Annotated in this window: 17 protein-coding genes and 1 riboswitch; of the genes, 12 read left to right on the top strand and 5 right to left on the bottom strand. The window is 47.3% G+C overall.

The window, feature by feature from the left end; genetic code table 11:
- Window positions 1-169: 169 nt before the first annotated feature.
- Window positions 170-511 (bottom strand): protein YmzB, encoded by a 342-nt coding sequence (gene ymzB, locus IEX62_RS08115; RefSeq protein ID WP_188774923.1) that lies wholly within the window; start codon window positions 509-511, stop codon window positions 170-172.
- A gap of 664 nt (window positions 512-1,175) precedes the next feature.
- Here ymzB and IEX62_RS08110 point away from each other — a divergent pair.
- From IEX62_RS08110 to IEX62_RS08100, 3 genes are all read left to right on the top strand, one after another.
- On the top strand, window positions 1,176-1,565 hold the full coding sequence (locus IEX62_RS08110; RefSeq protein ID WP_188774922.1) for a hypothetical protein: 390 nt from the start codon (window positions 1,176-1,178) through the stop codon (window positions 1,563-1,565).
- 893 nt (window positions 1,566-2,458) lie between these two features.
- Window positions 2,459-2,558, top strand: a riboswitch (purine riboswitch).
- A gap of 184 nt (window positions 2,559-2,742) precedes the next feature.
- Entirely contained in the window at window positions 2,743-4,206 is a 1,464-nt protein-coding gene (locus IEX62_RS08105; protein ID WP_188774921.1) for an NAD(P)/FAD-dependent oxidoreductase, read from the top strand.
- A 325-nt stretch (window positions 4,207-4,531) separates the two neighbouring features.
- Window positions 4,532-5,170: an NAD(P)-dependent oxidoreductase gene (locus IEX62_RS08100; RefSeq protein ID WP_188774920.1), complete on the top strand. Its 639-nt coding sequence runs from the start codon at window positions 4,532-4,534 to the stop codon at window positions 5,168-5,170.
- Window positions 5,171-5,499: 329 nt separating this feature from the next.
- On the opposite strand, the gene IEX62_RS08095 is transcribed toward IEX62_RS08100, so the two are convergent.
- Window positions 5,500-6,375, bottom strand: a complete 876-nt coding sequence (locus IEX62_RS08095) for an alpha/beta hydrolase family protein (RefSeq protein WP_188774919.1) — start codon at window positions 6,373-6,375, stop codon at window positions 5,500-5,502.
- A gap of 448 nt (window positions 6,376-6,823) precedes the next feature.
- Between IEX62_RS08095 and pxpB the strand changes: the two genes are divergently transcribed.
- The 9 genes from pxpB (at window position 6,824) to IEX62_RS08050 (ending at window position 16,296) form a co-directional block, all read left to right on the top strand.
- On the top strand, window positions 6,824-7,552 hold the full coding sequence (gene pxpB, locus IEX62_RS08090; RefSeq protein WP_229685675.1) for a 5-oxoprolinase subunit PxpB: 729 nt from the start codon (window positions 6,824-6,826) through the stop codon (window positions 7,550-7,552).
- A 261-nt stretch (window positions 7,553-7,813) separates the two neighbouring features.
- A complete protein-coding gene (locus IEX62_RS08085) occupies window positions 7,814-9,019 on the top strand; it encodes a 5-oxoprolinase subunit C family protein (protein ID WP_188774918.1) in 1,206 nt (401 codons plus the stop codon).
- A 246-nt stretch (window positions 9,020-9,265) separates the two neighbouring features.
- Complete coding sequence (locus tag IEX62_RS08080; protein WP_188774917.1) at window positions 9,266-10,021, top strand: LamB/YcsF family protein; 756 nt, start codon at window positions 9,266-9,268, stop codon at window positions 10,019-10,021.
- A 143-nt stretch (window positions 10,022-10,164) separates the two neighbouring features.
- Window positions 10,165-10,695, top strand: a complete 531-nt coding sequence (locus IEX62_RS08075) for a GNAT family N-acetyltransferase (RefSeq protein WP_188774916.1) — start codon at window positions 10,165-10,167, stop codon at window positions 10,693-10,695.
- Between the two features lie 188 nt (window positions 10,696-10,883).
- Window positions 10,884-11,978: a TRM11 family SAM-dependent methyltransferase gene (locus tag IEX62_RS08070; protein ID WP_188774915.1), complete on the top strand. Its 1,095-nt coding sequence runs from the start codon at window positions 10,884-10,886 to the stop codon at window positions 11,976-11,978.
- Between the two features lie 217 nt (window positions 11,979-12,195).
- Window positions 12,196-13,890 carry a M3 family oligoendopeptidase gene (locus tag IEX62_RS08065; protein ID WP_188774914.1) on the top strand — a complete coding sequence of 565 codons (1,695 nt, stop codon included), beginning with the start codon at window positions 12,196-12,198 and terminating at the stop codon, window positions 13,888-13,890.
- Window positions 13,891-14,033: 143 nt separating this feature from the next.
- Window positions 14,034-15,278 carry a bis(5'-nucleosyl)-tetraphosphatase (symmetrical) YqeK gene (yqeK, locus tag IEX62_RS08060; RefSeq protein WP_188774913.1) on the top strand — a complete coding sequence of 415 codons (1,245 nt, stop codon included), beginning with the start codon at window positions 14,034-14,036 and terminating at the stop codon, window positions 15,276-15,278.
- Window positions 15,275-15,829, top strand: a complete 555-nt coding sequence (locus IEX62_RS08055; RefSeq protein WP_188774912.1) for a GNAT family N-acetyltransferase — start codon at window positions 15,275-15,277, stop codon at window positions 15,827-15,829. The genes yqeK and IEX62_RS08055 overlap by 4 nt, the downstream gene beginning before the upstream one ends.
- Window positions 15,826-16,296, top strand: a complete 471-nt coding sequence (locus tag IEX62_RS08050) for a VanZ family protein (protein WP_188774911.1) — start codon at window positions 15,826-15,828, stop codon at window positions 16,294-16,296. Before IEX62_RS08055 ends, IEX62_RS08050 begins: the two co-directional genes overlap by 4 nt.
- A gap of 322 nt (window positions 16,297-16,618) precedes the next feature.
- Here the strand turns inward: IEX62_RS08050 and IEX62_RS08045 are convergent, their stop codons facing one another.
- From IEX62_RS08045 to IEX62_RS08035, 3 genes are all read right to left on the bottom strand, one after another.
- Complete coding sequence (locus IEX62_RS08045; protein WP_188774910.1) at window positions 16,619-17,728, bottom strand: S66 family peptidase; 1,110 nt, start codon at window positions 17,726-17,728, stop codon at window positions 16,619-16,621.
- A gap of 128 nt (window positions 17,729-17,856) precedes the next feature.
- Complete coding sequence (locus IEX62_RS08040; RefSeq protein WP_188774909.1) at window positions 17,857-18,834, bottom strand: aldo/keto reductase; 978 nt, start codon at window positions 18,832-18,834, stop codon at window positions 17,857-17,859.
- Between the two features lie 208 nt (window positions 18,835-19,042).
- Window positions 19,043-19,843: an ABC transporter ATP-binding protein gene (locus IEX62_RS08035; protein ID WP_188774908.1), complete on the bottom strand. Its 801-nt coding sequence runs from the start codon at window positions 19,841-19,843 to the stop codon at window positions 19,043-19,045.
- Window positions 19,844-19,848 lie beyond the last annotated feature (5 nt).

Raw genomic sequence — 19,848 nt, 5'->3', positions numbered from 1 at the left:
CAGACAGACAGACAGACAGACAGACAAATAAGACCACCTGCGATCTATTAGATATTGTAATCTACATATTCACTAGCTCGAAAGCGGCTAATGTCCATGCAGCAATCGATAATAGTTTGCACAGGTGGTCTTGCTTGTATTGAAGTACAGTCATTTACGTAAAAGCGATTTATTTAGCGGATACTTTATACGTAGCACGCTCTGTCGTTAGATGTACGTGCTCGTCATTGATTTCATCAATACGCAAATCATTCGTAATGATCTCATACGTATCACCAGGCACAGGTACGCTTTCACCCTCAGCATTTTGCGTACGACCTTCACCACGAAGAAGCAATGCGCTCTCCAAATAATCATCAATCTCATTATCCTGACTGCGCTCATCTACATCGGATAGTACAAAGTGAATGATATCGGTATCGTCCAACTCCTGCTTTTCAATCACGAGCGTCGTACCCGTATAGCGATTCAGCCATTCCTGCAATTGCTTAATATCATTTTGTTCCGTCATTGTGATCAGTCCTTTGTTATAAAGTAATGGCATATCATCGAGCTGGACGAGTCCATATAAAACACAGCATGTAATTCGCCCTCTAGCCATCTTTTACCCGATCACTTGCTTTCATAATCGGGTGCCGATTGTACTTCTAGTTATCCATATCCATTTGTGGGTCTTTTACCGCATTTACAGTTGCGGTTTACTCGTTCATAATTTTGTATGCAAGCCAGATTAGTTCGGGAACGCTAGAATGACGTTTAAACGCACAACGTACACCTGCCTCGTCCCGTTAGTATGGCTTTTTTGCCTGTTTTCCCCAGATCGGTGGTCATGCAATGAACTGTGATGGAAGGCGCGGTAACTGGAGAGTTGTGGAAGAGAGTCCGGATTACGGATAAGCTGGATGATAGACTTGGTGCTTTAAGCACATTGTCTTTTGGCAAAACTGCGGCTTCCTACGCATTTATGCTAGAAGGTGATTCAGCGATGAATCGTTGCGGTATATTCGATTGACTTCAATATTCTTCCCGATAGGATTGCACGTACCTTGCCCCATGGCATGCTGACATAGGCACGGAACAGGAGCATTACTTCTTTAAGCCATAGAAGTCCACAATCACTGCTCATATACACAGATGGAGCATCTCCAGGTAACTGGAGGATAGGAGGAGTATGGATGAATAGTAATCATAGTGGGAATGTCCATCAGCGTGCGTACCACATCGTGGCGCTACATATGATGGAATGGAACCCGATGAAGTTACGGGAATGGTGTCTGCCTCACGAATATAATATTGAAATTGAACATATTATCAATGTATTGCCGCATGTTCATTCCTCAGATGAGCTGGGCCAGCAGCTATATTGGATTATGCAAAAATATTTCGGTGCCTATGCGAAGTGTACAGATCGTGAATGCTACGACGTAGCTGAGCGGATGTACGCCGATCTACAGGCAGTACCTGAAAAGGCACGCCCGCTCGCATCTTTTCAAGTGTGCGATGATCGTATCATATTTGGTATCCGAGAAGGTAGCTTGTATCGCCGTTCCGACAGATCGGATTGAACAACTTTATGCATAGTAGTAGAACGATGCAGTCCTGGAGGGGCTGCATTTTTTGCTATGTTTGGTGAGGGAGTGCGAAAATGCACTGGTTCAATTTTGAAGGCTCGAATGATGGATGCTTGAGGAAAAAAGCTGGTGTTTTGCTTTGAGCATTTGCAAGCGTGATTGTAACGGTTCAGCTGGAATATTTACTTGGAAGCAAAGACGACTAAAGATGACCAAAATATGACTAAATATGATCAAAGGAGTTAATGTTGGGCGACTTGCACCGACCACTCCAGCCAGAGAACATGCCAGCGACCTCCGGTTAAGCCGGGATACTTGGAATGGGGGGAAAGATGTCGTATCCCGGCTTAAAGGTCGGTCTTTTGGCATTGTTCTCTGGCTTGCGTTCTGTGGGTGGATGGAATGTGGCTGTGTTTTAAAATCTTGGTGTGTATGTGTATGTGTATGTGTATGTGTATGTGTATGTGTATGTGTATGTTTCTTGAGGATTAGTATTTACAGTATATTTCAAGGAATTTCTTAATATTTCTTACTTATCCAATGCCTATCGTTCGGCTATCGTAAGCTCTCTACTGAGATAGCAACCAGCAATAGAGTCATAAGCTGGCTAGTTTGCTTACATTTTGGTTAGGAATTTTGAAATATTGCTGAAAAGTTCGGAAAATGACGATTCATAGTGTGTTTACAAAGAATGAGTCATTAAAGTTCGTGAAAATACATATTTAGCTCTTATTTATTATTTATATATTCGTATTTATATTATAAAAACGAACATTAATTTATTTTAACTATTGACCATTCGTATATTATTCGTTAATATACGATATGTAGCTCGCTGTTAAGTCGCGTGAGCGGTACGTTATTCCGACGATAAGCGTACATTAAATAGTATAAAATATATTAATATTCGTATATCCTCGAAAATAAGGTTCGGGGGTCTCTACAAGGAACCGCAAATTCCTGGCTACGGATAGGATGCTTTGGCATACCTGTTCGCTGGCCGGGGATTTTTTTGTTGTCTTGTCGATCGAGGTTCTGTTTTGTCATGCCCAGACAGGCCGTTTTGGAGCAGGATGAATGTACAGAAGCTGTGGATCAGTTGGAGATGTAGCCGCCAGTAAGCAGAAGCATGCCACTAAAATGAATGAATACAGGTGGGGGATACGATACCATGAATAAGTATGATTGCATCGTTGTAGGAGCAGGGCCAGCAGGGATTTTCGCTTGTTATGAGCTGACGCGCATTGCGCCAGATTGGAAAGTGCTGCTCATTGATAAAGGGCATAACATTTACAATCGGAATTGTCCGATCATGCAGGAAAAGATTCAGTTTTGTCCGCCGCCAGCAGGGAAAAAGGACTTTGCAGGCTGCTTGCCAGCATGTTCTGTAACCGCAGGCTTTGGTGGAGCGGGTGCTTACAGTGATGGCAAATTCAATATTACGACAGAGTTTGGCGGCTGGTTGACCGATTATTTGCCAGGCTCACGTGTTGAGGATCTGATTCGTTATGTGGATAGTATCAATCTGGAGCATGGGGCGACAGAAAGTATTACCGATCCAACAACCGATGTGATCCGTGATATCGAGCAGCGTGGGTATGCGTCCGGGCTAAAGCTGTTGCGCGCAGAGGTTCGCCATCTGGGGACCGAGCAAAATCTTGAGATTCTCAAATCCATCTATGAATACCTGAACACTCGCATTGATATGGTATACAAAGTTGAGGTTGAAGATATTATTACCGTCAAGGAAGATGGCAAGCACCGTATTACAGGGATCGTAACGAAAAAAGGCGATACCTACGAGGCCGATCAAGTGATGATTGCACCGGGTCGTGATGGCTCCGCATGGTTGACTGAAATTTTGAAAAAGCGTCGTCTGAAAATGTACAATAATCAGGTTGACGTCGGTGTACGCGTAGAAACATCGGATGTAGTAATGCAGGAAATCAACAAGCATCTGTATGAAGGGAAGTTTATTTTTAATACATCGGTTGGTACGCGTGTGCGTACATTCTGTAGCAATCCATCCGGTCACGTAGTGGTTGAAAATCATAGCGGCGTGATGGCGGCAAATGGTCACTCATTTAAAGACCCGGCGCTTGGCTCGCGTAATACGAACTTTGCCCTGCTCGTATCGCATAAATTCACCGAGCCATTTGATAAGCCTAACGAATATGCACGTGAAATTTGCCGTCGTGCAAATGATCTATCCAGCGGCGGTGTAATTGTACAGAAATTTGGCGATATTTTACGTGGACGTCGCTCGACGACCGAGCGTATTAAGGAAGGCTTTTTGGAGCCGACGCTCAAGGAAGCTGTACCGGGCGACCTTGGACTCGTGCTGCCATACAACACGATGAAGAGTCTGGTGGAAATGGTGCATGCACTGGAAGGCGTAACACCAGGTATTGCATCGGAGCATACGTTATTTTATGGCGTAGAAGCGAAGTTCTATTCTGCTCGTCCGAAGCTGAACGAGAATCTGGAAACGGAGATCGGTGGCTTGTACTGTGGTGGTGATGGCGCAGGCGTAACGCGTGGTCTGGCTCAAGCTGGCGCTGCTGGCGTATGGATTGCACGCAGTATGCATACTCGTGCAGGAAGCGGCAGCCGTGTACCGGCAACTGTAGTATAAATTCACCTTCTGCCAATCCTAAGTATTCCATTTATATCGTAACTGTATAACTGCGCTATCGAACCGACTTTTCTTTAATGAAAAGTCGGTTTTTCGTTATCCGCTTTCTGTAGCAAGGATCGTGTATAATCAAACCAGGTGTAAAAGTTGACACTGGATTCATCTATCCCCTATAGTTGCATTAAAACTTACTTTTAGTAAGCTTTTTTAGCAACGAGCAACGAGCAACGAGCAACGAGCAATAGTTGAACGAATGTAAGATTGCAGCTTACCGCGTAAGCTGGTGGCGTAAGCAAGATGACTCGACGATTGGAGAGGGCACGCTATGAAAATGATTATTTTCGGAGCTACGGGCAAGACAGGTCGTGAGCTGCTATTACAGGGACTGGAGCAGGGGCATGAGGTTACCGCTTTTGTACGAAATCCAGATAAGCTAAATATGGAGCATCCATCCTTGCATATCGTGCAGGGGGAGGCGACAAGCTATGATGATGTGAAAGCAGCGCTGGCAGAGAAGCACTATGATGCGGTCTTTTCCGCGCTCGGTGCCAAAAGCCCATTTCAGCGTGATCTCCGTCTGGTAGAGGCTGTGCGCCATATTACTCGCGCCGCCGCCAAGCAGCAGGCAGGAAAGCTAGTGCATATTTCCTTTGTGGGAACGAGGGAGGATGCAGGCAAGCTGGGGCTGCTATATCGCTGGGTCACTCCATTGCTAATGAGGAACTTGCTTGCCGATCATCGGGATAAAGAGCAGATCGTATCCTCTGGTGCAGCGAACTGGGTGATCGTGCAACCGCCAATATTAACCAGCGGTGAGCGTACACGCAGCTATTATTACGAAACGACTATTCGTCAGCTTCCTTCCAGTAAACTCAAAATGTCCAGAGCGAATCTGGCGCAGTTCATGCTTAAGCAAGCACAACAATCCGAGCACGATCGAAAAGCGGTTATGGTGAGTGAGTAAGCAGGGCTGAATCGAAAGCGCTGGGTGGAAGCATATCCATCGTTATAGGGATGAAGTCGCATGGATCAGAATTGATCTGGTGGATGAACTCAATGCTGGTTATCCGTTGACTCCTATGTGAAAGTATAGATTTGCTTTAATGCAAAGCCGATCAAATGAGATTATAATGTACATTTTTGAAGCACCAACAATGAATGGGTCACATTTATATAAGTAAAAGCAAAAAATAAAAGCCGCTTGTTCTCCAACGGACGTCTTCTGTTTTAACCTACAGCTTTGAGGTGTACAGATTGCAGTCTTTCATGGAGGACAGCGGCTTTTTTGTACAGTTATGCGGGCCCTTCAAGCCATTCAAACATACGTGCAATCGCCTGCTTGTGTACTTCTTCTGGCATATGATGTCCGTAATGCTCATACCAGTGTACGGCAAATGGCTTGTGCAGCTCTTCCAGCCGTTCGCGCATCAGCTTGCCGTGACCGGGATCAACCTGCATATCCTGCTCACCATGAATAATTAGCACAGGGCAGGAGAGCTGTGGAGCCAGTGCGACTGGCGATCTTGCTTCATACCGCTCTGGATATTTTCCCGTAGAACCGCCGATTACGCGCTTAAGCATACGACGTAGATCGATACGTTCCTCATATGTGAGTGCCAGATCTGCTACACCGCCCCACAATACCAGTCGGTAAACTCCATTATCTGTCTCCCCATTGCCCGCATCCTGGCGCTGCCATGTTGCCGCCGCCAGTGTCGCATTCACGGAGCCGCGCGAGAAGCCCATTAGACTGATGCGAGTCTCATCTACAAAGGAGAGTGTGCTGAGCCAGTCCAATGCAGACGTGACATCCTGTGCATCTGCTCCTCCAAATTGATCCCAGCCCTCGCCGCCTTCTGCGCCACGATAGCAGGGCGCAAAGACAAGCTGACCGTGCTGGGCGAAGCGTTCTAGCCATGTAGCGCGTACACTACCGACTCGTCCAATCCCGCCTCTACAATATACAAATACAGATAAACGTTGCTCGCGTACATCCTCATGCGGATGATACAGTGGACAGGCAATCTGCTCCACTTCCAGATCCGTTCTATCATAAAATTGTTGTAATGAAAGCTGGAGTACTTCCTGATCCACATTCATACCGTATGGCAAAGCCAGATAGCCCTTCACCTTGTACGTATCTGATATATAACTGACACGATAAATCATGTCCTCATCTCCTATCCTGCCGAAGCACATGCTGTCTCTGGTATTATTCCATACATAAACCTCCTCGTCGACCGCCAAACGGTAAGCAGTGGTTTTACAGAATACTCCTCTATATCAAATGATGTGCGCTTCATAAATGTGTTATACATACTTCTGTTGTACATGCTTCTCTTATAGATGAGAGACTCTGTTTAACAGAGTGAAATAGCTTGACGCTCGACATGATTCTAGTTCGACATGCTTGCGACCAATCGCTACAATGAAGTCATTACTAGATTCAGTAACAAATTCAGTAATCGATTCATATTAACGGCTATAGATAAGGGATACACCGATAGATTGGGAGTATATAGTTTAGTACGGTGAGGATTTCTCATACTGATTTTCAAGCTATCGTATCTAATAAATAATATATATTTCAAATGTATAGCGTATAAGGAGGAACGAGATGAAGCAGACGCGCTGGCAGATGGATCCACTTGGGGATGCAGCGGTTATTATTGAATTTGGACATGAGATCGGGCTTGACGTACTCGCGAATGTACAGCGGGCATTACGTGCGCTGGAGCAGGAGCCTGTCACTGGAATTATAGAATATGTACCTTCCTACACAACGCTGGCTGTGTATTATGATATGGAAGCGTGGGCAGATCACAGACAGCCATCGATTCCTCCGTACGAAGCGATCTGTATGTATTTGGAGCGTCGTTTGTCTGCTGTATTTCAGTCGTCGTCAGATTCGCAACGATTGGAGCCGTCTATCACTCGTATTCCAGTATGCTATGGAGGCGAATATGGCCCTGATCTGGATGAGGTGGCGTCCTATCATAGAATATCTGCTGCTGATGTCATACAGATACATAGTGGGACACTGTATACGATCTATGCGCTGGGGTTTGCACCGGGTTTTCCGTATCTGGGGGGGATGCCGGAGTCCATTGCAGTACCACGGCGCGATACTCCGCGTCTTCGCATACCAGCCGGCTCGGTTGGTATTGCAGGGAAGCAGACGGGAATTTATCCGCTGGATACACCGGGAGGCTGGCAGCTGATTGGGCGAACGCCGCTGCGTTTATTCCGACCAGAGCAGCATCCACCGGTGTTGTTGGAGAGCGGTGGACAGGTGCAGTTTTATCCGATTACGCCTGCTGAATATGAGCAGTGGCGAGAGCAATAACAAGAGCAGGATCGATATTAAGAACGAAATCACAGCGAGAGCACCAACGAGCTTACACGTAAAATCACAGCCAACGTCACAACAAGCTTACAGGCGCAATGACAAGCACCATCACAATAAGCTTATAAGTGAAATCACAACAAGATTACAATCAAGATCAAAAGCATAGCCGTAAGCATCATAGTATGAATGTACAAGTACATTCCTCTTTAGTGTCAAACCGAACGTTTAATTGGAAGCAAGCCAGAAGGGAGAACAGAAATGAGCATACAGATCGAAAAGCCGGGCATGCTAACGACTGTGCAGGATGAAGGTCGACAAGGCTATGCCCGCTACGGTATTAGCACCAATGGAGCAATGGATGGACTCGCTCATACGCTGGCGAACTGGCTCGTTGGTAATGATGCAGCAGAGGCCACTCTGGAGGTCACATGGTCTGGATTGTCAGCTCATGTGCTGGAAAATAGCTGGATTGCAGTGACAGGCGGCAATCTGGAGCCTTGGCTGGATGATCAGCCGTTGCCGATGTGGAGACCCGTGTATGTACAGAAGGGGAGTCGGATTTCGTTTCGCAAAGTGATCACTGGCTGTCGTGCTTATATCGCTATTGCAGGTGGCTGGCAGATGGAATCGGTGTTAGGGAGCTACAGTACATATTTGCGCGCAGGTATTGGCGGCTGGGCAGGCCGAGCTTTGCAGCAAGGCGATGTGCTGTATAGTCGTTTCGAGCATGCTATAAATGCGGCAGAACTGGAGCAGATTAGTGAAAAGGCTACCGATTCTGCACTTGAACCTATAGATACTATGGTAGAGGATTGGACTGATGCTCCGTCTGACCAGTCCAATATAGCTGCAAACACAGGCAAGGAGGATAGGACGAATGCGACGTCTTCTTTGCCAGCTTCATCTCGTAATACGTTTGAAAATAGCGTGGTTGCTTCAGAAACTACTACTCTACCCAGCCCTGTACGCTGGCGGGTCAGTTCTCATATATTGCCTCATTATAGTGATGAGGTGACGATTCGGATTGTTGCAGGCAGGCAATGGGAGGATTTTGAACAATCGTCTCAACAGCTGTTCCTTGAGCAGGCATATCGGGTCACTCCGCAATCGGATCGTATGGGTTATCGTTTAGCTGGCGAGCCGCTTCAATTGAAGCAGTCTACGTCTTATCTGTCTGAAGCGGTGACGCATGGGACGATACAGGTTCCTGTTGATGGACAGCCTATTATTTTAATGGCTGATCGGCAAACGCTGGGCGGCTATGCCAAAATCGCTCATGTGATCCGCATGGATCTGCCTTTACTGGCACAGCTTGCCCCGGGAGCAACCGTACGCTTTCGACGGATCGAGCTAGATGAGGCACAACGAATATATGTGGAATGGACACACGAGCTAAAGCTGCTACGTCGAATGATTCAGCTACGCCTTTCAGCACTCGGTTTACGTGTTCAGAAGAATGGATAAAGGAAAGCGTAGTGTCGTATGGGTAGTTCTTCTATGGAAAGTTCCTCTATGAATAGCTGTACGGACAATACGTACACGGACGACTGGTATATTGATAAATGCAAAAGGGTTACATGAACTGATATCAAGCTGCTCATATTAAGTTACTGATATAAAGCTACTGGTGTGAAGATGCTGGTCTGAACCCACTAGTTAGTTATTTCAAATATAGGATAGTCAAAAGAGCGAAGGGATGTGAATCGGGCGATGCGCTCAATTGATCTGAATTGTGATATGGGAGAGGGCTTTGGTATATATGAGCTAGGACATGATGAACAGCTACTGGCAGAGGTAACCTCGGCTAACATTGCCTGTGGCTTTCATGCAGGTGATCCTTCTGTAATGCGTAGGACGGTGCAGTCTGCACTTCGGCATGGTGTAGCGATTGGAGCCCATCCCGGCTTTGCTGATCTGGCGGGATTTGGGCGGCGGCAGATGCAGCTATCGGTACAGGAGGTACGCGATCTGATCACGTATCAGATTGGTGCGCTTCAGGCTTTTGTCCATCAGGAAGGCGGCAGACTGCATCATGTGAAGCCGCATGGAGCATTGTACAATATGGCGGCTGTATCCTTACCACTGGCAGAGGCGATTGCTGGAGCGATTGCGGATTTGGATTCGTCTCTCATTTTATATGGATTGTCGGGAAGCCAGCTTATTGAAGCAGGACGTGCGGCAGGCTTGAAAGTGGCAAGTGAAGTTTTTGCCGACCGTACGTATCAGGCAGACGGCACACTAACACCACGAACGCATCAGAATGCGATGCTACACGATGCGAGTCAAGCCGCTGAGCAAATTATGAATATGCTTCATACTCGTACCGTCCGTGCAATTGACGGTACAGTTGTACCTATTGAGGCAGCTACCGTCTGTATCCATGGCGATGGTGCTAGAGCGGTAGATTTTGCACGTGAGCTTAAAAAATGTCTATTGGCTGAAGGAATCGCACTGAATACCATTTGAGACAGAGACAGAGACAGAGACAGAGACATCGTGGCGCGAGTCGTTGCTTGCTACCCAGCAGTTCAGAACTGGATGGAGTAGCAGCACGATGCGCACACATCCATATCTCTACCCCAGCATTGCAATATAATGGAGGTCATGTATTGATTACCGAATTACAAACGGAACGTCTAATTGTACGACAGATTAAGGTAGCCGATGCGCCTGAGCTGTTTCGGATTTGGTCTGATCCTGTCGTTACGCAATATATGAATATCAGTCCTTTTCAGACGGAAGGTCAGGCGCTCGAAATGATTGAGCTATTGCAGGAGCTCGCTCAGGAGGATAAGGCGGTTCGCTTCTCGATCATTCATAAAGAAACGAATACGATTATCGGCTCCTGTGGCTACAATTTTTTGGATGATGAGCAAGGAAAAGCTGAGATCGGCTATGATCTGGCACAGACCTACTGGGGAAAAGGCTATGCATCCGAAGCGATTGGCTTATTAGTGGACTATGCTTTTTCCTCATTACAATTCAATCGTATCGAAGCCAAAGTAATGCCTGAAAATAGGAGCTCGATCAAGCTGCTGCAAAGGCTCCACTTTACCTGTGAAGGTGTGCTTCAAGAATACGAGGAAACAGATGGGCAGCGTATCGATCTGCATATGTATGCAAGATTAAAGGTAGATTGATAGCATATAAGCTAGAAATCAATCGGTGCTCCTCATATCAATGTTTCTGATCTCCGCTCTGCTGCGGTTCCACTGACATCCTCTATAGTCACGAATATGCTATATTACTATAATCGAATACACAACATATACAACGAGATCGATCATATCTCATCTCGAACCGCACCAAACAGAAAAGAGGACTACCAATGCCAGAACATATAGATTCCGCAACAAACGAGCAGTCTAAGTTTGACACACTGCAAACGCCACACCAGTATATATATACCTATGCCTGTCACGAAGATGAGCAGGATCTATGCTCTTTGGAGCTTCGTCGTTTATTGAACGCAAGCCCTGCATCGGATTATGTGCGTAGCTCCGTAGGTATATCCCCGTCACGTAGCCCATTTATTCACCAGCGACTTGATATTTGGCTTACAGCGAACACGCTGGAGGAGCTGGAGCAACGGGTGCGTGAACTGCACATAGCAGAATGGAGCGTACAGGAAGGTATAGAACATGAAACGGAATTGACCGCAGAATCATCTGTACAACAATCACAGTCATCCTCAGTATCTGCGATTACTTTCAAGCTACTCTGTCTCAATGGCGATGAGCCATTGACATATGAGGACAAGCGTGGCCTTGAGCGGCGCATCGGTATGAATGTGCGTGCCCGAGCACAGATGAAGCAGCCGCAGGTATGGCTTGGCATGATATACGCAGACGGACAATGGCTGCTCGGACAGCTATGGCAGGGCGAATCGGTGTGGCTTCAGCATAATGATAAGCCGCGTCATTATTCGACCGCGCTCAGTACGCGTGTAGCTCGCGCCGTTGTTAATATCGCTGTGCCGCAAATCGAAGGACATACATTGCTTGATCCATGCTGTGGCATCGGTACTGTCCTCGTTGAAGCGTTATCGATGGGAATTAATGTTACAGGCTCTGATCTGAATCCGCTGGCTGTGCAGGGTGCGCGTGAGAATTTATTATTTTATGGGATGCCCGATGTGGTGAGCATTGCGAATTTGACTGAATTGAAAGGAAGCTATGATGCCGTTATTCTCGATCTGCCTTACAATCTATGCTCCGTACTGGAGGAGGATGAGCGGTTACGCATGCTGCAAGCAACGGGGATATTGGCACCTCTTCAAGTCATTATTTCGACAGAGCCACTGGAAGTCTCGCTCGATGCAGCAGGCCTACAGCTACGCGAGGTTTGTCATATTCGCAAAGGGCATTTTACGAGGTATGTATGGCTTTGCCACACTCGCTTGGATGGAAGTGGGACAGAATGATATGCTACTAACTATGCCTTTATTCCGAAAACGATGGGAATAATTGCATATTAAATTAGGACTATTCGCCATCTATCCGCTATTTATATGGAGTATATGTAGGACATTTTACAGTTTTATTCGACCAGCGGATAAAAAATCTGTTCACTTAGTGTGAAATTTAGTAACATAGAGTTAGCCGGTACATTCCGAGACTATTACAGTGAGGTGCAAGTGCATGAAGTTTAGCGAATTTACTTATCAGCGCCCCAAAATGGATGAGCTGAAAACAAATTTTGATTTGCTGCTGAACCGCTTTAAGGAAGCATCTAGCTTTGCGGAGCAGGATGAAGCAATGGCGGATATTAACAAGCTAATCAATACGTTTTCCACCCAAACTCAGATCGTATCGGTGCGTCACTCGATCAATACAGAGGATGCCTTTTATAAGGCTGAGCAGGAATTTATGGATGAGATCGGCCCGGTATTTCAGGAGTACATAGATAGCTATTACAAAGCACTTGTACATTCTGCTTTCCGCAGCGAGCTGGAACAGAAATGGGGTAATCAGCTGTTCAACTCTGCTGAGCTGACACTGAAAACATTCCATCCTGACATTATCGCTGATCTGCAACAGGAAAATAAGCTGACTACCGCTTACGGACAATTGATCGCTTCGGCGAAAATTCCGTTTGAAGGCGAAGAGCGTACATTGACGCAGCTTGGACCTTTTGAGCAATCGAAAGATCGTTCCATGCGCCAGCGTGCAGGTGAAGCACGTTATGGATTTTTTGCGGAAAATAGCGAAGAGCTGGATCGCATCTACGATGAACTCGTGAAAGTACGTACGACGATCGCACGCAAGCTGGGATATAACACATTTACCGAGCTGGCGTATGCGCGTATGAATCGTACCGATTATGGCCCGGAACAGGTAGCGGCTTTCCGTAAACAGGTACAGGAATATATCGTACCTGCTGCTGCACGCTTGAAGGAGCGTCAGCGTCAACGCCTTGGTCTGGATCGTCTGGCGTATTTTGATCAATCGTTTAGCTTTGAGAGCGGGAACCCGACACCGAAGGGTGATGCGGACTTTATTATTAACAACGGTGCGAAAATGTACTCGGAGCTGTCTCCAGAGATTGATGCCTTTTACCGGATGATGCAGGAAAATGAACTGATGGATCTGCTCAGTAAAAAAGGCAAAATGGGTGGTGGCTACTGTACCTTCCTGAATGATTATCAGAGCCCATTCATCTTCGCTAACTTTAACGGTACATCGGGCGATATCGATGTATTGACCCATGAAATGGGACATGCTTTCCAGGTGTATGAAAGCCGTCACTTTGAAGTGCCGGAATACATCTGGCCAACCTATGAAGCAGCCGAAATTCACTCGATGAGCATGGAATTCTTTACATGGCCGTGGATGGAGCTGTTCTTCAAGGAAGATACGGATAAGTACAAATTCGATCACCTGTCCGGTGCGCTGAACTTTATTCCTTACGGTGTAGCGGTTGATGAATTCCAGCATGTTATTTATGACAATCCAGAATTCACACCAGCAGAGCGTAAAGCGGCATGGAAAGCGATCGAAGAGAAGTACCTGCCATTCTGGGATCAGAGCGATAACCCATTCCTGGCAGCAGGTGGTTACTGGCAAAAGCAAGGACATATCTATGAAGCGCCTTTCTACTATATCGACTACACGCTGGCTCAAATCTGCGCGTTCCAGTTCTGGAAAAAGATGCATCAGGATCAGAAGGCAGCGTGGGCAGACTATGTGAACCTGTGTAAGCAGGGCGGAAGTAAGTCCTTTACCGGACTTGTTGAAGTAGCGGGTCTGATCTCTCCATTCCAGGAAGGCTGCGTCGCTTCGGTTATCGATGATATCGAAGCCTGGCTGAACGGAATCGACGATAGCAAGCTGTAATGAAACGAAAACAGGCTCATTGCTACTCATTTGCCATATAACAGGCAAACGATGAAGCGATGAGCCTGTTTGTTTTGCGGAAACACAGAGGTGTATAATGTGGTTCATACCGTAGTCGAAACGAAGGACAGGAGCGTGCGCAGATGTCATTATTAGTATGGAAGCCCAATCAAGTCATTATTCCTGATGAGCTTAAAGCATATTTACCAGTATATGAAGCAGGGGAAGCGATTCATACATATATAGAGCGAGCATTTGATCATAATGGACAGCGAGATACATGGCTGCATAGTCAGGCAGTAGCAGAGCAGGCACAGCATCTGGCTCGTCAATATGGAGCAAATGAAGAGCTGTCGATACTGGCAGGCTGGCTACATGATCTATCAACCGTTATACCGGATACGGAAAAGTGGACACTTGCCTGTCAGTACGGTCTTGCTACAGTGGAGGCAGAGCGTCAGGTGCCATTTTTGCTGCATCAACGATTGTCAGCATGGATTGCTCAGCATGTACTGGGCTATAAGCAGTGGGAGCTATTACATGCGATTGAATGCCATACTACCCTGCGTGGTGATCTGGAGCTACTGGATAAGCTATTATTCGTGGCGGATAAGCTGTCATGGGCCGATTCCGATGCAGCGCCTTATATCGCTGCGATGCGCAAGGAAGCAGAGGTATCCTTGGAGCAGGCGATTCATGTCTATATCGAAGCGATGCTCGGTGAGCCGGGCAAGCTAGCCGTTATTCATCCGTGGCTGGAAGCGGCACGATATATACTGGCAGCAGAAGAGTACTGGCGCTCACTGCCTGCCTTAGCTGCGCCGATCCACTGGGGACCCGTTACAGCCCATTTTCAGCCGCGCAGGATATTACGCCCGGATCAGCAGGCGCTTGTTAGCAATGTGTCGATTGTACCGATGGTGGGTGATCAGCTGGTGATGATTCGTTTAACGGATGGTCGCTGGGAATTACCAGGCGGTACGCTGGAACCACAGGAGGCACCGATGGATGGACTGCAACGAGAAGTAGCCGAGGAGATGGGCGGTACGTTGCTGAACTATCATCTATTTGGCTACTTTGCATGTGAATCCTCTGCACCGATTGCCTATCGACCGCATATTCCGCATCCACATTTTATTCGCATGGCTGGCTATGGACAGGTGAAGCTTGATGGGAAGCCGCTGAATCCAGCGGATGGAGAGCAGATTGAGACGGTGGATATCGTAACAATTGAACAAGCTGAGCAGCGCTTTCGCAGTACCGGACGCGATGATCTGGCAGACTTTTATCGGATGGGCTATTATGCATGGCAGCAATCGCAGTCAGGCGAAGCGTTCACTGACACGGAGGAGACGGGATTATTATATAGTGGGAGCGAGAATGAATGATGATTCGTGCGGCTAAGCTGAGCGACGCAGCCGACATTGCTGCTGTTCATGTGCAGAGCTGGCAGACGACCTATAGCGGGCTACTGGATGAAGCCTATTTACAGCAGCTTTCGATAGTGCAACGCGAGCAGGCATGGGTAGAACGTCTGCGTGAGGCTAAGACCGAGCATGATGTGATCGTGCTGGAAAATGAACAGCGACGTATCGTTGGCTTTATTAGTGGAGGTAGGAACCGGGAATCAAGTTTTCCTGCTGCGCAATATGACGGTGAAGTGTACGCCTTATATTTGCTCGCTCATGTACAGGGTCAAGGCTGGGGCAGACGGTTACTGGATCAGATGCTTCAATACCTGTATCAAAGCGGCTATATATCGGCAGTAGTATGGGTGCTCAACGGTAATCCAGCATTGCAATTTTACAAGCATACAGGTGCTATACCTGTGCAGGAAAAAACGATCCGCATCGGCGGTAAGGTATGCCGTGAAACCGCACTGGTCTGGGAAAGCTTGCATGATGTGCTGGTAGAGCGAGGAGTGATAGAACGACAATGAGGCAAAAGCGCAAAAGAATAGAAACACGCCAATGGGTATCGGTCTGGCAGTATGTTGCGGCAGGCGTACTGCTTGCTTATACAGGCTTGCTACTGTATTGGATGTTCTGGGGCTTCGGACGCTCAGCACCGAATGCAGATACGCCTTATCGCTACAATATCATACCGCTGCATACAATTGTTGAATTTGCCATGATGCGTGTAGGTAGCAGGCTGGATCAGTGGATTAATTTGCTTGGGAATATAGCGGTATTTGTTCCGTTTGGTGTGCTGATTCCGATGGTGCTAAGGGTACGGTTTTGGATGTTTACCTTTGGGTTTGCGGGTTGGATTCTGCTGTTGGAGCTAATGCAGCTGGCTACTCGGCGTGGAACCTTCGATGTGGATGATATTTTGCTTAATACATTGGGGGCAGGTGGGGGTTATGCGCTATTCATGCTGATGATTCGCTGGCGTCGAGCGAAGTGAGAGTGTTAATAGGAAAGCTAATTGTATGGTAGCTGTAAAATAACGATATAACAGTACATAGAAAATAGGACGTTCACGCCTCGAACGTCCTGTTTTGGTATTTATATCTGTGAGTTATACTTTGCAACATAGCACATAGCACATAGCACATAGCACATAGCACATAGCACATAGCACATAGCACATAGCACATAGCACATAGCACATAGCACATAGCACATAGCACATAGCACATAGCACATAGCCACAGATAAAGGCATATAGGAAGAGAGAAATATAGATTAGGTTGAAGGCAGTGCGGATAGACGCTGCTATTAGCGACTTACGCTAGGGTTTGTGTAACCGTGCCGCTTCCATTTTGCACATGAACCTTCGCTAGCGCGCCATTAATCATTGTAATCTGTGGTGGAATATGTCCAATATCGACACCATACACGACCGGGATATTCAGCTCGTCAAATACCATATGCAGCGCGTCGATCAGTTCAAACTCCTGTAGTGGCTTATAGCCAGCAGGTCTACCGATCAGCACCGCATGCGTATGCTGGAACCAGCCGGCTTGCCTCATTTGCCACAGATGTCGATAAATCGCACCTGCATTCAATTCACAGCTTTCCAAATACCAGATCATGCCATCCTGTTCACCGTATTGCTGGATAAAGTCAGTCACTTGTGCCCAAGGTGTGCCGACCAATGCGGCAAGTACATCCAGACATCCGCCTATTAAACGACCGGAGACAGTTAGCTCCGCTTCGGATTGTTGCTCGTGGCCGAGCCATTCCCAGCGCGTTGGTGCATCAAGCGTGAATCCAGCACGGCTATAATCAGCCTTTGATTGATACATCGCCGAGGATGACTGTTCGATCGATTGGCCGCTGGTGGCAGTCAGCAGATCATGCCAGCGTGAGGTCGTTTCATCCTTCGATTGTGCAATATCCACACCGCTTGGTCCATGCGCACTTCCATATCCTGTTTGCAAGGTATATGCGAATGTCAGTGTGCTAATATCGGAAAAGCCAAGAATCCATTTGGGCGGTAGCTGACGGATGCGTTCCCAGTTCAGGAGTGGCAACAGCTCCATCAGGAATTCGCCACCCCATGGAGGGACGATCGCTTTGATCTCTTCATCGAGCAGATAGCGCTCCAGCTCCGCGGCACGTTCAGCCTTTGGCAAGCTGACGCATTTATAATTTGTCCACATGCTATCGCCGATTACTGGCTCATATCCCAGTTCAATCAGATAATCACGCATACGGTAAACGAGCTGATGCAGATCAGCGCGGACTCCACTCGATGGTGCCGTCAGGGCGATTCGATCGCCAGGCTGAAGGGGTGCAGGAAAAGTGATCGCAGCTGGATACGGTACACGCTGCGCAGGCTGTGATGATATAGATGTAGCGTTGTTTGGATTGAAGCTGGAAGATGTGCTCATCGAATTCCTCCTTAATAAAATATGCGATGGTGCGCTATTACAATAATGCTTGGATTCTATCTTATTTTCCAATGCTGAATACTAATAATGCGTAATGAAACGAATCGTAGGCTAGCGGTATAAACATATTACCAGAGACGATACGTAGCAAATGGCTCACTATAGCGGAAGGGCTTGCTCAGATGCTCCAGCTCTTCCTTGATCTTATCGCTCAGCACCACATTCACACTGTTCAGATTATTGTTCAGCTGCGCTACGGAAGTGGCACCTGCAATAATGCTGGATACGGCAGGTTGCTCCATCAGCCATGCCAGTGATAATACCGCTGGATCGATCGAAAGTGAACGCGCCGACCAGCTAATGCCATCTGCAAGTCCGATCCGCTCGCCGGTCATGAGTCGATTAAACGAAGGGTCTTTATCCGCACGCGAGCCAGCAGGGGCCTCATCCTCCTGCGAATATTTGCCAGTCAAAATACCACCTGCCAGTGGGAAATAAGGAATGATGCCAATGCCCTGATCAAGACAGAGTGGCATTAATTCTTGTTCGGGTGTACGGTCAGCGAGAGAATAGGACGTCTGAATCGATACGAATCGCTCCAGTCCGAGTCGATCACTGATGCCGAGCGCCTTCATCAGCTCCCATGCGGCATAATTGGAAGCGCCGATATAACGAACTTTACCGGATTGAACGAGATGCTCTAACGTGCGTAATGTTTCTTCAAGCGGTGTATTAGGATCAAATGTATGAATCTGGTATAGATCGATATGATCGGTTTGCAGTCGACGCAGACTGTCTTCCAGCTCACGCTGGATATGAAAGCGTGACGAGCCTCGTTGATTGGCACCCTCGCCACGTGGCAAGCCTGCCTTAGTCGCCAGAATGACATCGTAGCGCTTAGCCCCTTTAAGCCCGTCACCGATAATTTCCTCTGAAGCGGTATTCGCATAAATATTAGCTGTATCAATAAAGTTCACACCGCTATCAATCGCAGCGTGTAGAATCTCGATCGATGTTTTTTTATCGGCACGCTTACCAAACGAATTGGTGCCAAGACCCAGCAGCGAAACCTGCAAGCCACTACGACCAAGATATCGATATTTCATGAATAGATGAACCCCTTTCAATGGGTGGTTAGTAGATTCGTAATGTTCAAGCTCGTTCGGATGGCATGTACTCTTGCGTCCAAGCTAGATTCATATCAGTCTCAAATTACATCGCATGAGTGATGTCACTTTAATATGAGATCATGTAGCCCTTTGTATAACGTTGCCCTGTCTATTTTGACAACAAACATAAAAGCGATATTTACGCCTATGCTTGTGATTGTGCATCCTGTCCCGTCAGCCGGATCGAATACCGTCCACCGGGCTCAGGGCGCACATCGACAGCTGTACTGAAAAATTCACTCAGCCGCTCGGAAGCCAGCATATCGGTTGTATCGCCAGCCGCGAATACTTCTCCACCGCGCAGCAATAATGTTTTGTTGAAGCAAGGCATAATTTCCTCAATATGGTGAGTCACATAGATCAGTGTAGGTGCCTGCGCTCCAGTGGCAATATGCTGTACACGATGTAGCAATTGATCTCGCGCGAAAATATCCAATCCTGTACAGGGCTCATCCAAAATGAGCAATTCCGGCTCTGCCATCAGTGCGCGTGCAATGAGGATACGTTGCCGCTCTCCTTGAGATAAGGTATCATAGGTGCGTCCGGTCAGATGCTCAGCATCCAGCTGACGCATGAGCAAAAGCGCCTGTTCACGCTCCTGCTCACCAATCTGGTTATAGACGCCAATCGAGGCAAATTTGCCACTCAAAACAATGCTTTCTGCGGTATCGCGTCCGTGTAGACGTTGCTGGAGTGAGGTGCTAACCCAGCCAATCTTTTTGCGATGCTCACGCAGATCGACTTCGCCGTATTTTTCACCAAGCACCGCTACTTTTCCAGTGGTTGGCCATATGTATCCATTAATCATATTGAGCAGCGTTGTTTTACCGGAGCCATTCAGCCCGAGCAGACACCAGTGCTCGCCCGGCTGTACCTGCCAGGAAATATCGTTGATAATGGTACCTGTCTCACGTTGCCAGTTCACATGCTGAATATCGATAATCATGGTGC

This window comes from Paenibacillus hunanensis, assembly GCF_014645615.1.
GTDB classification, from domain to species: Bacteria; Bacillota; Bacilli; order Paenibacillales; family Paenibacillaceae; genus Saccharibacillus; species Saccharibacillus hunanensis.
The sequence above is the reverse complement of the archived record's forward strand: the minus strand, read 5'-3'. Positions and strand labels throughout refer to the sequence as shown.